Annotated in this window: 12 protein-coding genes; 2 read left to right on the top strand and 10 right to left on the bottom strand. The window is 41.7% G+C overall.

The window, feature by feature from the left end:
• Positions 1 to 3: 3 nt before the first annotated feature.
• The 4 genes from DW862_RS05955 to DW862_RS05940 all read right to left on the bottom strand — a co-directional run bounded on the left by DW862_RS05955 (position 4) and on the right by DW862_RS05940 (position 6,344).
• Positions 4 to 3,054, bottom strand: coding sequence for an efflux RND transporter permease subunit (locus DW862_RS05955; protein ID WP_120067468.1), 3,051 nt, complete (start codon positions 3,052 to 3,054; stop codon positions 4 to 6).
• A 56-nt stretch (positions 3,055 to 3,110) separates the two neighbouring features.
• Complete coding sequence (locus DW862_RS05950) at positions 3,111 to 4,190, bottom strand: efflux RND transporter periplasmic adaptor subunit (RefSeq protein WP_120067467.1); 1,080 nt, start codon at positions 4,188 to 4,190, stop codon at positions 3,111 to 3,113.
• A gap of 5 nt (positions 4,191 to 4,195) precedes the next feature.
• Positions 4,196 to 5,680, bottom strand: coding sequence for a TolC family protein (locus DW862_RS05945; RefSeq protein ID WP_120067466.1), 1,485 nt, complete (start codon positions 5,678 to 5,680; stop codon positions 4,196 to 4,198).
• Between the two features lie 256 nt (positions 5,681 to 5,936).
• Positions 5,937 to 6,344, bottom strand: coding sequence for a fibronectin type III domain-containing protein (locus tag DW862_RS05940; RefSeq protein WP_120067465.1), 408 nt, complete (start codon positions 6,342 to 6,344; stop codon positions 5,937 to 5,939).
• Positions 6,345 to 6,451: 107 nt separating this feature from the next.
• On the opposite strand from DW862_RS05940, the gene DW862_RS05935 reads away from it, so the two are divergent.
• Complete coding sequence (locus DW862_RS05935; RefSeq protein WP_243636452.1) at positions 6,452 to 7,585, top strand: hypothetical protein; 1,134 nt, start codon at positions 6,452 to 6,454, stop codon at positions 7,583 to 7,585.
• 138 nt (positions 7,586 to 7,723) lie between these two features.
• Here the strand turns inward: DW862_RS05935 and DW862_RS05930 are convergent, their stop codons facing one another.
• Complete coding sequence (locus DW862_RS05930) at positions 7,724 to 9,091, bottom strand: VapE domain-containing protein (RefSeq protein WP_243636451.1); 1,368 nt, start codon at positions 9,089 to 9,091, stop codon at positions 7,724 to 7,726.
• A 309-nt stretch (positions 9,092 to 9,400) separates the two neighbouring features.
• Between DW862_RS05930 and DW862_RS05925 the strand changes: the two genes are divergently transcribed.
• Positions 9,401 to 10,039 (top strand): HU family DNA-binding protein, encoded by a 639-nt coding sequence (locus DW862_RS05925; RefSeq protein WP_008021253.1) that lies wholly within the window; start codon positions 9,401 to 9,403, stop codon positions 10,037 to 10,039.
• Positions 10,040 to 10,147: 108 nt separating this feature from the next.
• Here DW862_RS05925 and DW862_RS05920 read toward each other — a convergent pair whose 3' ends face one another.
• Genes DW862_RS05920 through DW862_RS05900 form a run of 5 tightly spaced genes read right to left on the bottom strand, consistent with a single transcriptional unit; the run spans position 10,148 to position 14,066 of the window.
• Positions 10,148 to 11,158: an FAD:protein FMN transferase gene (locus tag DW862_RS05920; RefSeq protein ID WP_120067464.1), complete on the bottom strand. Its 1,011-nt coding sequence runs from the start codon at positions 11,156 to 11,158 to the stop codon at positions 10,148 to 10,150.
• A gap of 30 nt (positions 11,159 to 11,188) precedes the next feature.
• Positions 11,189 to 11,770: a manganese efflux pump MntP family protein gene (locus tag DW862_RS05915; protein WP_055236506.1), complete on the bottom strand. Its 582-nt coding sequence runs from the start codon at positions 11,768 to 11,770 to the stop codon at positions 11,189 to 11,191.
• Positions 11,771 to 11,776: 6 nt separating this feature from the next.
• A complete protein-coding gene (locus DW862_RS05910) occupies positions 11,777 to 12,526 on the bottom strand; it encodes a DUF6048 family protein (protein WP_049703195.1) in 750 nt (249 codons plus the stop codon).
• Complete coding sequence (locus tag DW862_RS05905; RefSeq protein WP_049703194.1) at positions 12,510 to 13,094, bottom strand: DUF6452 family protein; 585 nt, start codon at positions 13,092 to 13,094, stop codon at positions 12,510 to 12,512. The genes DW862_RS05910 and DW862_RS05905 overlap by 17 nt, the downstream gene beginning before the upstream one ends.
• A 21-nt stretch (positions 13,095 to 13,115) precedes the next feature.
• Positions 13,116 to 14,066 carry a glycosyltransferase family 2 protein gene (locus DW862_RS05900; RefSeq protein ID WP_120067463.1) on the bottom strand — a complete coding sequence of 317 codons (951 nt, stop codon included), beginning with the start codon at positions 14,064 to 14,066 and terminating at the stop codon, positions 13,116 to 13,118.
• Positions 14,067 to 14,087 lie beyond the last annotated feature (21 nt).

Raw genomic sequence — 14,087 nt, 5'->3', positions numbered from 1 at the left:
GGATTAGCGTTTACGGTAAATAACATAATAAATCAACGGTATGAAGAACAGGCTGATAAGTGTTCCGACTGTCATGCCAATAATGATAGAGAATGACAATGGATATTGCAGATCCGAACCCATGTCCACCCGGTTCAAGAATGGTGCAATAGCCAATATGGTCGTTAGGGAAGTCATAATGATCGGCTTCAAGCGGCTGTGACCACCTACTAAAACCGCTCGCAGCAGTGACATACCCTGCTTTCGCAGGCGATTGATCGTATCCACTTTCAGGATCGAGTCGTTGATGATAATACCACTCATAACCACTAAGCCAATCATTGACATGATATTCAAACTCTCACCAAAGAGCCACAGACCAAACAACACGAAGAAGATATCAACCACAATCTCTGAAAGGATGATTAACGGTTGAACAATACTTTCAAATTGTGCTGCCAGAATAAAGTAGAGTAGCGAAATTGCTACCAGTAGAATGATGATCAACTCCTTGATGGTCTCACGGCTTGAAAAATACTCTCCAGTGAAGGCCACAAAGAAGTAACTATCCTCTTTTACAACCTGCTTGATGGTCTCCATTACTTGCTTCACATCGCTGTCCGGCACATCGAGGGCGATAGGGTAGTAGTCGCCATCACTACCCGAGTAGAGCTTTTTAAAATCTTCTCCTTTGGTTTCACGGATTACCATCGAGAGCGGTATCTCCACACCGTTCTTATTACGCACTTTGCCCGATAAAATATCAGAAGCTTCGGCACGTGATTCCCCCGTTGTGACAGGCATCGAATAACCGCCTTGATTGATGCGAAACAGCACATTCTGACTGATGATATTTTTCATCTTTCCATAGATATCATCATATGTGATATCATATACCGCCATCGCCTCCACATCGGCTATATAACGGATGTTTTGCTCCATCACAGCCGGAGGCACAACTATATCTGGCAGTGCTTTTCGAATCTTCCCTGTCAGCTCTGTTACCTGTTCCACTGTTGGAGCTTGTCCCCCTTTGCTATGTAATTGCACCACCAGTGGACTTCCCTGTTCGGCAAATATCAGATTAAAGATATTGCCCGAAACCTGAAATGTAACCAATGCTTTCGGATGGTTTTCTGCCACATAATCCGTTAGTCTTTTCTCTATCTTAGCCAACGTCTCCGCATCTTTCGCTTTGATATAAACCACGCTCTCAGAGGGGCTGATTTCTTTCGTGTGAGACATTAAAAACTGTTGCACGCCAATCATTGAAGTGGTTTGCTCAACCAAACTGTCAACTTGCGACAACAAACGATGCACCCGCAAATCATTCTCTTCGAGCGATATGCCGCTATTCCAATCGATTGTCATAATGGTATCATCATGCGAGATATGAGGCAGACGGCTCTTTTCAACTATCTGATAGATGAGATAGGTCATCGGAATAAGTGCAATAAAACAGACGATCATCACTTTGCCGTGCCGAAGTGTCCATTTAAGCGTCTTTTCATACGGACGGTAGTAGTTGAAAGTAAAAAAACGGGCAATAAAACGATTTTCGGTATGTGCCGGCAGTTTTTTGTACAACAAGTAGAAATAGACCGGAAGTACCAGTACGGCTACGAGCAATGAAGCAAACAGGGCTATCGTCACCGCCATTGCCTGATCGTAGAAGAGCGCGCCGGCCGTACCGCTTAGGAAGATCAATGGTACGAAAACCGAACAAGTGGTCAGCACACTGCTAAGCATCGGTGTAAAGACCTCACTGACTGCTTCAGCGATGGCATCATTGAGTTGCATCCCCGATTGCCATTTTTGTGATATATTATCAATTACAATAATCGAATTATCAACGATCATACCTGTCCCGAGAATTAAGCCGGATAACGAAATGATGTTAAGCGATATACCCAACAGATGGAATGACAGTAAAGTGACGATCAATGACAGGGGAATTGTCACAACGATCAGCATCGGTGAGCGGAGGTCCTTCATAAACAGGAAAATGATCAGTGCTGCCAAAATAGCACCTACCAACAGGTTACTATCCAAATTATCGATTGAATAGGCCAGCAACTTGGTTTGGTCACGGGTTAGTTCAAACCGGATGTTCGGATGTTCTGCCTCCAGATCGGCTATTAGTGTGGCGATACCCTGTTGCAGATCTTCCATCTTGGCATCGTTCTGTTTAATGATTGCCATTGAAACGGCTGGTTCGCCTTTGCTACGTACTAATCCATTTCGCTTGGCCGGACGCTGCACAATCTCACATAGCTCTTTGAACTGATAGATACGTCCATCGTGTTTGATGTATATGTTTTCGATGTCTTCTTTTGAAATGATATGCGCATCGAAATGAATGCTGTAGCGATATTGACCATCTTTGATGCTCAATGCACCCAAAGATATGTTGTTGTTATTGATTGCCTGCTCCAACAGACTAATATCCGCCCCCATAGAGGTTAGCTTAGTATAATTGGGAATACAAAGCAGTTCCGGTGTCACTACCCCGCTAATATCGACCATCGCCGTTTGTGGTAACTGTTCAATACGTTTAGAGATTACGTCACGAGCAAACTGTCCCAGCTCGCTAAAATCAATACCCGCTTCACGAGGCTCCCCCTCTTTGGGCGGAATACCATTTTTAAGTGACAGGTTGAGATAGAAAGCCGGAATATCAGTCACACTGGCTTTGATTACCTTGGGACGCTCCACATCTTTTGGAAGTGAGGTGATTGCCCGGTCCATTTTTTCATTGACATCAATAAAGACGATGTCTATATTGCAGTCGGGCTCAAAGTTCATATAGATCGCTCCGACATCGGCACGAGCTTCTGCGGTTATATTTTTCAATCCGGCCACCTGCGACAACTGGTTCTTGAGTGGTTTTAACAGAGTGTTGTCTACCTCTCGCACCGACAGACCGGGAGCTGATACCTGTACAGTGATCTGCGGTATATTAATAGCTGGCATAAGCGATACCGGCAGATAACCCACCGCCACCATACCCAGCACCACGATAGCAATTACGCTCATTGTCACTGCTATGGGGCGTGTTATCAGTCTTTTTATCATACTTTTAGGGATTAAGGGTTCGCCAATTGTGTGTTGTAAGCTATAAGTTGTGTCTTTTAATTAGGCGTTACCTCCGTTTTATCAGCCAAATTCAGATTGTTAGATACAATAACAACATCATTCTCTGAAATAGTAGTCTGTTTCTTTGCGTTGCCCGTAATCATATGAGAATCAATATTAGACATAACCACATCCACGTACGTCCATACCGCTCTACCATCTTTATAACGGAAAATCACTTGGAACCCATCTCGAAGTACCACCGCATCTTTTGGAACAACAAACTGCTGTTTCAATTCACGTTCTAACAGAATCTTCACATTCATCCCTTCCACCAAATAATTATTGTGGTTGCGTACTTTTGCACGTACTTTAATCTGTCCTCGTTCATCAATCAGCGGATTGACCTCCGTTATTTCACCTACAAAGCGTTGATCTTCATTGATAAAGGGTGAGACTGTGATCTGCAATCCTCGTGTCACCTCTTCCATCTCCGCTTCCAATACACTAAACTCCACATCGAAATAGGAGTCGTCAATCAACGTACATAGTTTATCTGTCGAACGACTATATATCTTGGAATCCAAATTTGCCACACGACCGCTAAACGGGGCGATCAGGTAACAGTTAGCTAACTGACGTTCGGCTGCCTCCAACTGATCCATCGCGCTTTCATATCCTGATGAGGCCTTCATATTCTGCAAAATAGTGGGTGGTACAGCTGTTGTATCAGCCGTATAGCCCTGTCCGATCAATTTATCTACCAAGTCAATGTTTGCTTTGGCCATTGCACGGCGACTTTTTCGAAGTTCTATTTCCGCCTCTTTCGTGTCGAGCACTGCTAGCGTCATTCCCTTGTTTATTCTGTCTCCGTTGTGTATATGAATAGCAGTAATAGTCCCCGAACCATTAAATGCAAGGTCACTCTTTACTACTGCACGTAACTTACCGTTACATACGATCTGTTTTTGGAAGGACCGTTTTTTCAATACCAGCGTATCAACAGTAATCAATTGTGTTTTCTCATTGCTCTTACCGATTGAAACTTCTTCTTTCTTCTTCCCGTCACCACAAGCTGTCACTCCCAACAGGCAAATGATTATCAATAGACTTTTATATAGGGCAAACTTCTTCATAGTTCTTATTTTTCAATGATTTTATCGAATTCCACGCTAATATCTTTTTTATAAATAAAGTCATATAACGATAATTTTCTTAGCTCAAAATAGGCACTCCAAAAGGTACTTAATTGTGATATATACTGCTCGCTGGCGTCATCCAGCTCTTTCTGAGCCGTATTCAGATCGGTCACGGTGATAGCTCCGTTTTGGAACCTGTCTTTGGTGATGTCGTACCGTTGCTGTGCGATAACCAGTGCTTTTTCCGATATCTCACACTGTCTGCCTTGTTGGTTAAACTGCATCACTTTAATTCGGATATCCTGTTGAAATTGTATTGCATCCTGTTCGTTTTGAGTGCGCGTCAACCGGGCTTTTGCTTCAGCCATCTTTACCTTTCCCCGGCTCATGCCCCAGTCGTAAATAGGCATTGTTAGCGAAAGTCCGACAATTTCCTGATCTTTCAAGAGGCGATATGCCTCATTGAAACTGTTTCCTGTTTGCGAAAAGCCTAGATTAGCTTGTAGCTCTACCTGAATACCTTTTGCCGCTTTGGCTTGTGCTACTTCCTGTTGCGCTTCAACCTCTTTCAGTTGAAGTGAAAAGTTCTGCGATGAATTTTGCAAGGCTTTGCTTAACACAAAATCATATTCCATAATGACATCCGGAGCTATTGTGGGCGGCAGCACCGCAAAAGAAGTCGTTTCCGAAATACCTAAATAGGTCTTAAAGTTGAAAAGTGCAATCTCTAAATTTGTTCTGCTATTACTAACCGTCAGTTCCGCATTTATCAGTGCCAATTCCAGTTGTAATAGTTCACTTTTAGTCACAGTGCCGATTTCTGAACGTTTGAGTGCTATATCATACATCTTTCGAGTATCATTCAGATTCTCTACATTTTTCTGATGACTGGTCTGTGCTGATAAAACGGAAAAGAATTGGGAGGTAGTTCGGAGGGTTATATCCTCCATTGCTTCTAAATATACTTTCTTTTCCTTTTCGTACCGCAAAGGTTCTGTTTTCTTCTGCCATTTTAACTCATTAAACGATCGCAGAGGTTGTGTATAACGGATTGTAAGCGGATTCGAGTTATAGATTTGTGTGCCATAATTGAACTGATCCAGTCGGTCGAGTGATGTATTAAGTGATACTTTACCACCCGTCAGAGAAATGTTCTGATCTATCGAAATAGACAAATCGTTGCTTAATGTGTTATTGGCTACATAGCTGATACGACCTGTTTCCGGATCACGTACATCTACCAACGAGCGGTTATAGTTCCCTAAATTACCATGCAAATTAAGCGACGGTAGTAACTGCGCTTTATAAGAACGAAAATTCCAGTACTGTGCCATAAAATTGAGCTGTGCCATCTGAACCTGTGGAGAGTGAGAATGTGCAATCTCAATCGCTTGTTCGAGGGTCATCTTTCTCGTAGGCAGATTTTGTCCGGTAATGACATTACTGAGTAGCCACCCGACGGATATTAATAGTAGCCTTTTTCGCATTTGTGTTTATGTCTTTAAATTTATCTTCTTTTTAATCTGCGATATCTGTTCCGTAGCTATATTCCCACAATAAATACTTTATATGCTCATTGAAAAGCAGGTTGTTTTCTCCATAGTATTCTGCGGTTTTCTTAACGTGTACAAAGGTCTGCTCATTGTTTTTTATAGTGTTATTGAGTTCTTTTATAAAAAATATCCCGAATAACTCAGCATTATGATTATACGGGACTTTTTATATCTTAATATATTATTGCAATTAGAATGGATTCCTGAATGTTATAGAATTGGAAACCTCTGAATTCATGCCTCGCCCATTACTATTTTGAGCAGAAACACGAAAAACTACCGGATCTGTTCCAACCCTATTATCTACATCGGATTGCATTGTATTATCCATAGGATATTGGGGCTTAACTCTCCTTTCTAGTTGCCACCTACCTGTTTTTAACGATCTATACTCGATAATATAAAATAGTATTGGCAATCCTCCATCACTAAGGGGCTTTTTAAATCTTAATTTACAGAAGTCAGCCTCTATGTCAAAAGCACTAGGTCTTCCTGGACGGCTAGGAGTAGTAGTAAGCGCAAATGTAATTGTTGCAACTGTTAAGCCTAAACAAGCAATTAACAATGGTTTCAGGATTCTTCTTTTAAGTGTTTTCATAGCTTTTTTATTTTGTTTGGTATAAAAATACAGATGTCTTTTGCAAAGGTAAAGATAATAACTATATTCGCAAGTAATTATCATTAATTATTTAAAAATACACACTTATGAAAACAAATGCTCAATTATTATTGCTTTTAATCAGTCTTTCTTTTTTTAGTTGTAATAGTGCTGTCAAGAATCAGGCTGCCCCTATCTCCAATATAGATACGGATTTCCCCATTACCGAAGAATTGGAATTCACCCCTTTTAATAAATTTGATATTCTGGAAATCGGTGGCTGCATGATTGATGACTCTATACTGTGGTTTGTCAGAAGAGGAGAAGATGATGATGACTTCGGATCCTGTTATAATTTAAATACCGGGGAGAAATTATCTATCATTGCATCGAAAGGAAGAGCGGCCAATGAATTAATTGGATTAGAAGACTTTCAAATAATAGGTGATTCCGTTCAACTTTATGCATATCCCAATATGATAAAGACTTTTGCTAAAAAAGAAATAATAGCTAATGTGCCTATGGGCGAACGAACATTTTCTGTGACAATAGTCCCGGATAGTATTTGGGTGCGCCGAATGGTCAAACTTCCTAATGGTTCTGTTCTTGCAACTATAATACCGGCTTTATCGGAATCTGAACAAACAGAAATAAATGAGTTTAATAAGAAATCAGTTACCATATTCAATAATGAGGAAGCGAACTCTTATGAAACAATAAATTATGGAAGTTTTGATCTTGAAAAAGCTAAAGGTATGGAACTGCCTGCAAATGATCTAATAAAATGTGCTTATGCTGATGGCTGTATTGCAATAAAGGGTAATGATATGGCAGCCTTTTCTGTATGTCATCAATTCATATTATATACGTTTGATATTAAGAGTGGAAATGTAGTAAACGAAAAAAGATACACAGAGATGCAGCGCGTTGAGTCAAGAGATGAAATGTCTACATCGCTTAGTACAATAAATAACAGGCAGATAGAAATTGAGACTATGCAAACTAATGACAAATATATTATATGCTCGGTTCGAGGATTTTTTAACGAAAAAGATGAAGAACTGAGACAATTTAGCGAGGCTATATTTGTATTTGACTGGGAGTTAAATCCAATCAAAAAGTTTGATTTGCCATATAGAAAAAATGGTTATTATACAGTCTCTAACGATGGTAGTGCTGTGTACTTCCGTGAGAGTAACGAAGATGGCCTCTCATTGTATAAAGCTGACTTAAATATTTAATTCATAGTCTTTATGTATTAATAGTATAAAGGAATAGAGAAAGTGACAAATAAACTTTGTACACTTTCTCTATTTCAAAATGTCCCAGCTATCCTTGGTGCTTTTTGATTATATTTATGTATTCTTTCTTCACATTTTTCACATTATACTAAGCTCCTGATTTATAGATATATCCTGTGAATAAATGATACTATTTTCACTCTTCACACCCTTCACCCTCTTCACCAGATACACATTCCCCAATCTTGTATGCTGTCGGCTGATACCTGCTGCGGTCAGCACTTGCGCCAATTGGATAGGAGTACAGTTACGCAGTACAGCCGGAAACCTCTTTTTCAATTCCTGATGAATGATAGCGACGGAGAGCGACAAACAATCCGGTTCATCCAACGTGACAGGTGCGTATGTGTTACGGACAATATCTTCTATGGGGTTAACATGATAGTATGCGCTGTTATGACATTGCAAAGCATGTTCTTCCTCCTTGCTGAACCAGTGACGGGCACCCGCAAGCAGTTCTTCTTTCAGTTGGGCATAGATTTGTGAATGTTCAATTCCGGTACAGTCAATGTCATGCTCTGCTTCAATACAAAAGAATCTGCGGCTGCCTGTCGGGTCGTGAAGCAGGTCGGTGCGGTTACTGGTTCCTATGAAAGAGGCGATACGAGGTAGCGGCCGGAAATTTTTCTGATAGGCTTTGCAGATGTTGAGGCTGGACATTTGCATCAGATTTTTCAGTAATGGCATCTTTTGTGCTCCGAATTTATCAAATTCGTCCATGTTTAGTAATCCCATCTCGGCAAGGAGACGTTCGGGATTGCCTTGTGCGGTTAGTTTCAGATTATCCGAATAATAACGGGTTAGTTGTGGCGGCATCAGCATGCGGCAGAAAGTAGATTTATGGCGTCCCTGTTCTTCGCTGATAAGTATCGGGGCTACGCTGTTTGCTTGTGTTTGATTCACTCCCAGCCATTGGGCAGCAAGTCCGAGCATCCAGGTGTGAAAGCTTTTTATCCATATAGGAATGTCGGATACTCGCTTTGCTAAGGGCTTTAACCGGTCCGTTCCGTCCCATATAGGTAGTTCGTTCATATAAAGCCGGAAAGGATGGTAGCTTTCCACTAGGGTAGAGTAGATGTACCTTTGAAGGTCCTTATCCCAGCAATTGATTCCTTCTTTGTGGGCTTCCAGGCAGAAAGTATTCAGTTCCCGCTTGTCTATACGACAGAAAGAGATGTCTCGTTGACCGGATGGGCGGAATTCGGTTTCTTCGGTAAGCAAGTTGTAGCGGAAGTCATACCGAACTTTCAAAAAGTCAATCACTTGTTGTGTCAGAAGGACGGGCTGTTTATGTACTTCTTGTCTATGTATTTCCTGCTTATGCATATCCTGCATTGGTTGTTCGTTCTTTGGCGTATTCGGTGAAACGATGACGTTTGACGATTCTTTCATCAATACCCGTATTCTTTTTGCCAAACGTTTCGAATTATATTCTAATGTCTTCATATTTTTCTTGTTTTTTAAATGAATAAATGTTGTTTTTTCGACCGGTTGATGCTGCTAAGGTATAACATGAGATATGGGGTTTGCAAGTATTTAACTAAGAAAAAGTTTATTTTCTCCTGAAATGAAAAACAAGCTTTCTTATGCGGATAAGTCGTTACTTTGTCGTATCTTTAGTGCTTGTTTAGGAAAAGCCGACTGGAGTTGTCCGGTTGGCTGACAATAGTTGACTGAACAGCCGATTCCAGTCGTCCGAATAGCCGATTAAAGTTGTCCTATGATGAAGTTACACATTTAAATTGATAAGAAGTAATGGCTATTGTGTTTGATTGGTATGAAAATCCTAATGCTTCTTCGGAAGAAGAAGCAGCGTTGCACCCGCGTATCTTTATGAATGGAAAGGTGGATACGGATACTCTTTGTTACAAGATTCATGACTACAGTTCGTTGACTGTGGGCGATGTAAAGAATGTGCTTGATAACTTATCGAAGATTCTTGGCGAGTCGTTGCGTGAGGGGAAAGAAGTGCATATTGAGGGGATCGGTTATTTTTATCCCACTTTGGAGGCTACGGGGAAAGTGACTCGCAGCACTCCGCATAAGACTAATAAGGTGGCTTTCAAAACTGTCCGATTTCGCCCTGACAGTAATCTGAAAGGACATTTTGTGGGTGTTCGCGCCAGTCAGTCCAAGTATGTCCGTCATTCGGAGAAGGTGTCAGAGGTGGAGATTGATATGCTGTTGAAAGAATATTTTGCCGAACATCAGATGATGACCCGCCGTGATTTTCAGGAAGTGTGTGGTTTGGCACGTACTACGGCCAAAACGCATTTGGTACGTTTGCGTGGAGAAGGAAAACTGGTGAATATCGGTTTGCGCAATCAGCCGATGTATGTGCCTGCTCCCGGTTATTATGGCGTATCCAGAGATGCGGCACATCCTTCACGGTAATGACTGTGAAGGATGTGAAGAAGCATATTTCTTTGAGTAATCACACGAAACGGTTGATAGCTTGAGACTTATCCTCATGTGAAGAGAATGAAAGAAAAGAAGCGGATCTTATTTCGCTATGTATTTTTTCATTCCTTCCGTGTAGAAAGTATTAAACTCTCCGTTTTCTGCGCTATAAATAAAGTAGGCGTCAATCTCCGGATTCGCTTTGCAGAAGGCTTCCGCTTCTTCCAGTCCCATCACCATGAAGGCGGTAGCCAGGGCGTCGGCAGTCATACAGTCTTTAGCGATTACGGTGGAAGACAAGATGCTGTGCTGTACCGGATAACCCGTTCTCGGGTCGATGGTATGAGCATATTTCTTTCCGTCTTTGTAATAATAGTTGCGGTAATTTCCTGAAGTTGCCAAGCCTAAATCCGAAATTTCAAGTATTGTTTGTAAGTCTTGGTTTACGGCCAGTGAATCGTCGACGGGCTTATTGATTCCGATGCGCCATAAGCCTTTGGAGGGGTTTTTGCCTTTCACAACCACCTCACCGCCTATATCTACCATATAGTTTTTTATGCCTTTACGGTCGAGCAGTTGCGCAATTACGTCTACCGAATACCCTTTGGCAACGGCACTACAACTTAGCATGGTACGGGAATCCTGCTTAATGACTTTGCCGTTGTCCATTTTCACCTTTTCATATCCGGTGATTTGCAACAGACTATCTATCATGATTGAATCAGGAAAAGTGCCTTTTTTGAAACCGAATCCCCAAGCATTGGCAAGGGGGGCTACTGTGATGTCGAAAGCACCGTTTGTCTCGCGGGAAATTTCCATCGAACGGTTGAAACATTTCTGAAAGAAACTATCGGTAACTAATTCCTCGTTGCGGTTGACGCGACTGATAACTGAACTGTCGTTAAATGGAGACAGAGATTGATCGAAGCGTTTCAGTTCAGCTTCTATTTCCGGTTTTAAATCACCGTCATATTGGTAAGTAATCTTGTATACCGTCCCAAATACCAAACCTTTGACACTGTAATAGCCAGCTTGTTGATTATGCCTGACTAATATCCAGATGGTTGCCAAAATCAGGAAAGCCAGCCAAAGGAAACTTTTCTTTGTTTTCATACGCTCTTCTTTTTGATGAGAAAACTCATTTTATTGGAGAAATAAATGTTCAATTAATATCTTTAGTCCGATGATGACCAGAATGATACCTCCCCATAACTCTGCTTTCAGTTTCCGGGCGATGCCACAGCCGCATTGGATACCAAAGATCAACCCGATGAGTGACATGACGAAGGAAACAAGTCCGATGATAAGGATAGGGGACAGGATTTCATTATAATTTTGCACTCCTAAAAAGGCAAACGAAATACCGACTGCCAGCGCGTCGATGCTTGTTGCGACGGCCATAGTGAATACCACTTTCAGACTGGTCGGGTTGAATAGCTGGCAGCACTCTTCTTCTTTGAAAGATTCCCAAATCATTCTGCCGCCAAGGAAGGCAAGAATGGCAAAGGCAATCCAATGGTCTATACTTTCTATGAAATGGCTGAAGCTTTTGGCGAACATCCATCCGATAAAAGGCATGATTGCTTGAAAAAGTCCGAATGTAAAAGCCATGATTAATATGGGTTTCCATCGGGTACGCTTCAAAATAATGCCACTTGCAATGGAGACAGCGAAACAATCCATCGCCAGACCTATTGCAAGCAACCAAATCTCTAGTCCTGTCATTATATTCTAAAGAGGCAATTTGTAAATAAGGGAATAAGTGATTCCCATATTGTTTGATTTAAACTTTCCGTAGCCGGGCACGTACCATGGATTTCCATATTCTCCGGTAGATGCTTTGGTTTTGTATTTCATACGTACCGACCACCCCATGTTAAAGTTTTTGTAGATACGCACTTTAACGCCTAAAACAATTTCCAGCCATTGCACGGAGCCTTTCATTCCCAAGTGGCTGAAAGGTACGCTTCCGCCCCAGTAACCATCTCCTAAACTGGGGTTACCTACTGCATCTCCCCAGATGGGATCGTCCGCCGGCATTGTGGAGACGTCATATTTAAATGAACTGAACGCATAGCGAAGTCCTGCATATAAATAGCTGTTCTTCTCTTTCTTCTTTGCCATGGTGTTGTAATCCACACCGATTCGGAAGAATGGAGCCATTTTGCTTTTATAGTGTATACCTGTTTCATTCCAGGTATCTGTTCCTCCCATACCAAACTCAAAGGTAGGGATGAATTTGTTTTTAAGATTGACGGCCACACTGACTTCAGAACTCATAAAGTCGCCTCCCAGAAGCTTGCTTCCGATGCCGTATAAATCCACACCGATATACGTACCATTGTAAAGTGGAATGGTATCTATCTCGGCAACCTCTTTCTTTTTCTGATCTCTTTTGGGTGTTTGCGTAGGCCGCTGTTGTTGGGCCAGCAACGGAAGTCCAATGCAAAAGAGTAGGAGCAGACTAATTAGTCGTTTCATCAGGTGTGCGTTCTGGCCGATAATTATAGAATATCTGCAAGTTCTGGATTTCATTTGTATTGGCTTCTTTATTTTGTATATGAAGAGAATCTATTTGGTCCGGTTGTCCATTGCCATACGGAGGAGGAAGGCCGGGTCTTCCTGGTTTGCCAAATTTGGCACTGATAATGTTTTGTTTCATCATATATCCACATTCCATTGATTGGAAATAAGGCGTATTCTGTTGTACAATGTATAATGTGTCAACATCATCTTTTTTACGCTTTGGATCATATCTGAATATGAATACAGTAGAGTCACTTGTATATCGTAGTGGAAGCATTAACGTATGCACATTCTTTTCATTGTTCAGAATGATAGAGTCAGTGCCTAATGCGGTGATTGTCAACGAATCGAGCGTGTCTTTTAGTGCAATATTAGGGTTGTCCGGATCGATGGTATATATCGTGCAATACATCATCGGACGTCCTGCCAATGAGCAATCGTTCTCGTCCGAGCACGAGGTATGAATGCTGACAGCACCGCCAACGATTATCAATAGGAGAAAGATACGAATTAAATTCTTCATAGTCAGCTTATTGAATGTGAATCAAATTTTCTTTTCTATCTGATAGTTATTCCGTTCCGGTGCATTGCGGGAGATTAATTCGCCAAGGAATCCGGCTAAGAATAATTGTGTACCTATAATCATTGCCGTCAGTGACAAATAAAAATAGGGAGAGTCGGTCACCAGTCGATAGGGGAGACCGTTGGACATAGCATATAGTTTACTGGCACCTACAATGATGACAGAAATCATTCCGACGAGAAACATCAATGATCCCAGCAGTCCGAAGAAATGCATCGGTTTGATACCGAATCGGGAAAGAAACCAAAGAGAAAGTAAATCCAAATATCCGTTCACGAAACGGTTTAGTCCGAATTTCGTCGTGCCGTATTTACGTGCCTGGTGGTGTACCACCTTTTCACCGATTTTCTTGAATCCAGCGTTCTTTGCCAGGTAAGGGATATAACGGTGCATTTCACCATAGACTTCGATATGCTTTACTACCTCTTTTCGATATGCTTTCAGGCCGCAGTTGAAGTCGTGCAGGTTTTTGATGCCCGACACTTTGCGGGCGGTCGCATTAAACAACTTGGTCGGCAGGGTCTTCGAAATAGGGTCATATCTCTTTTGTTTCCAGCCGGAAACCAAGTCGTAACCGTCCTCGGTAATCATCCGATAGAGTTCGGGAATTTCATCCGGGCTATCTTGTAGGTCAGCATCCATCGTTATGACTACGTCTCCTTCCGCTTCTGCGAATCCACAGTAGAGCGCGGGTGATTTACCGTAGTTACGGCGGAATTTGATACCTTTTACATGTTCCGATTGAGCTTTCAGCTTTTCGATCACTTCCCATGAATGGTCGGTACTTCCGTCATTAACGAAAAGCACTTCGAATGAGAATCCGTTGGCTTGCATTACCCGTTCTATCCAAGCATAGAGTTCGGGTAGTGACTCTTCTTCATTGAATAATGGGACTACAACTGATATATCCATTGTACGAATTATGATTTATGA

It is taken from the genome of Bacteroides sp. AM37-9 (assembly GCF_003603455.1).
Lineage (GTDB): Bacteria > Bacteroidota > Bacteroidia > Bacteroidales > Bacteroidaceae > Bacteroides > Bacteroides xylanisolvens.
This window is presented reverse-complemented; position numbering and strand designations above follow the sequence as displayed.

Coding starts and splice junctions, on each gene's coding strand:
- DW862_RS05955 (WP_120067468.1), bottom strand. CDS start 3,054: ATGATAAAAAGACTGATAACACGCCCCATAGCAGTGACAATGAGCGTA.
- DW862_RS05950 (WP_120067467.1), bottom strand. CDS start 4,190: ATGAAGAAGTTTGCCCTATATAAAAGTCTATTGATAATCATTTGCCTG.
- DW862_RS05945 (WP_120067466.1), bottom strand. CDS start 5,680: ATGCGAAAAAGGCTACTATTAATATCCGTCGGGTGGCTACTCAGTAAT.
- DW862_RS05940 (WP_120067465.1), bottom strand. CDS start 6,344: ATGAAAACACTTAAAAGAAGAATCCTGAAACCATTGTTAATTGCTTGT.
- DW862_RS05935 (WP_243636452.1), top strand. CDS start 6,452: ATGAAAACAAATGCTCAATTATTATTGCTTTTAATCAGTCTTTCTTTT.
- DW862_RS05930 (WP_243636451.1), bottom strand. CDS start 9,091: ATGAAGACATTAGAATATAATTCGAAACGTTTGGCAAAAAGAATACGG.
- DW862_RS05925 (WP_008021253.1), top strand. CDS start 9,401: ATGGCTATTGTGTTTGATTGGTATGAAAATCCTAATGCTTCTTCGGAA.
- DW862_RS05920 (WP_120067464.1), bottom strand. CDS start 11,158: ATGAAAACAAAGAAAAGTTTCCTTTGGCTGGCTTTCCTGATTTTGGCA.
- DW862_RS05915 (WP_055236506.1), bottom strand. CDS start 11,770: ATGACAGGACTAGAGATTTGGTTGCTTGCAATAGGTCTGGCGATGGAT.
- DW862_RS05910 (WP_049703195.1), bottom strand. CDS start 12,526: ATGAAACGACTAATTAGTCTGCTCCTACTCTTTTGCATTGGACTTCCG.
- DW862_RS05905 (WP_049703194.1), bottom strand. CDS start 13,094: ATGAAGAATTTAATTCGTATCTTTCTCCTATTGATAATCGTTGGCGGT.
- DW862_RS05900 (WP_120067463.1), bottom strand. CDS start 14,066: ATGGATATATCAGTTGTAGTCCCATTATTCAATGAAGAAGAGTCACTA.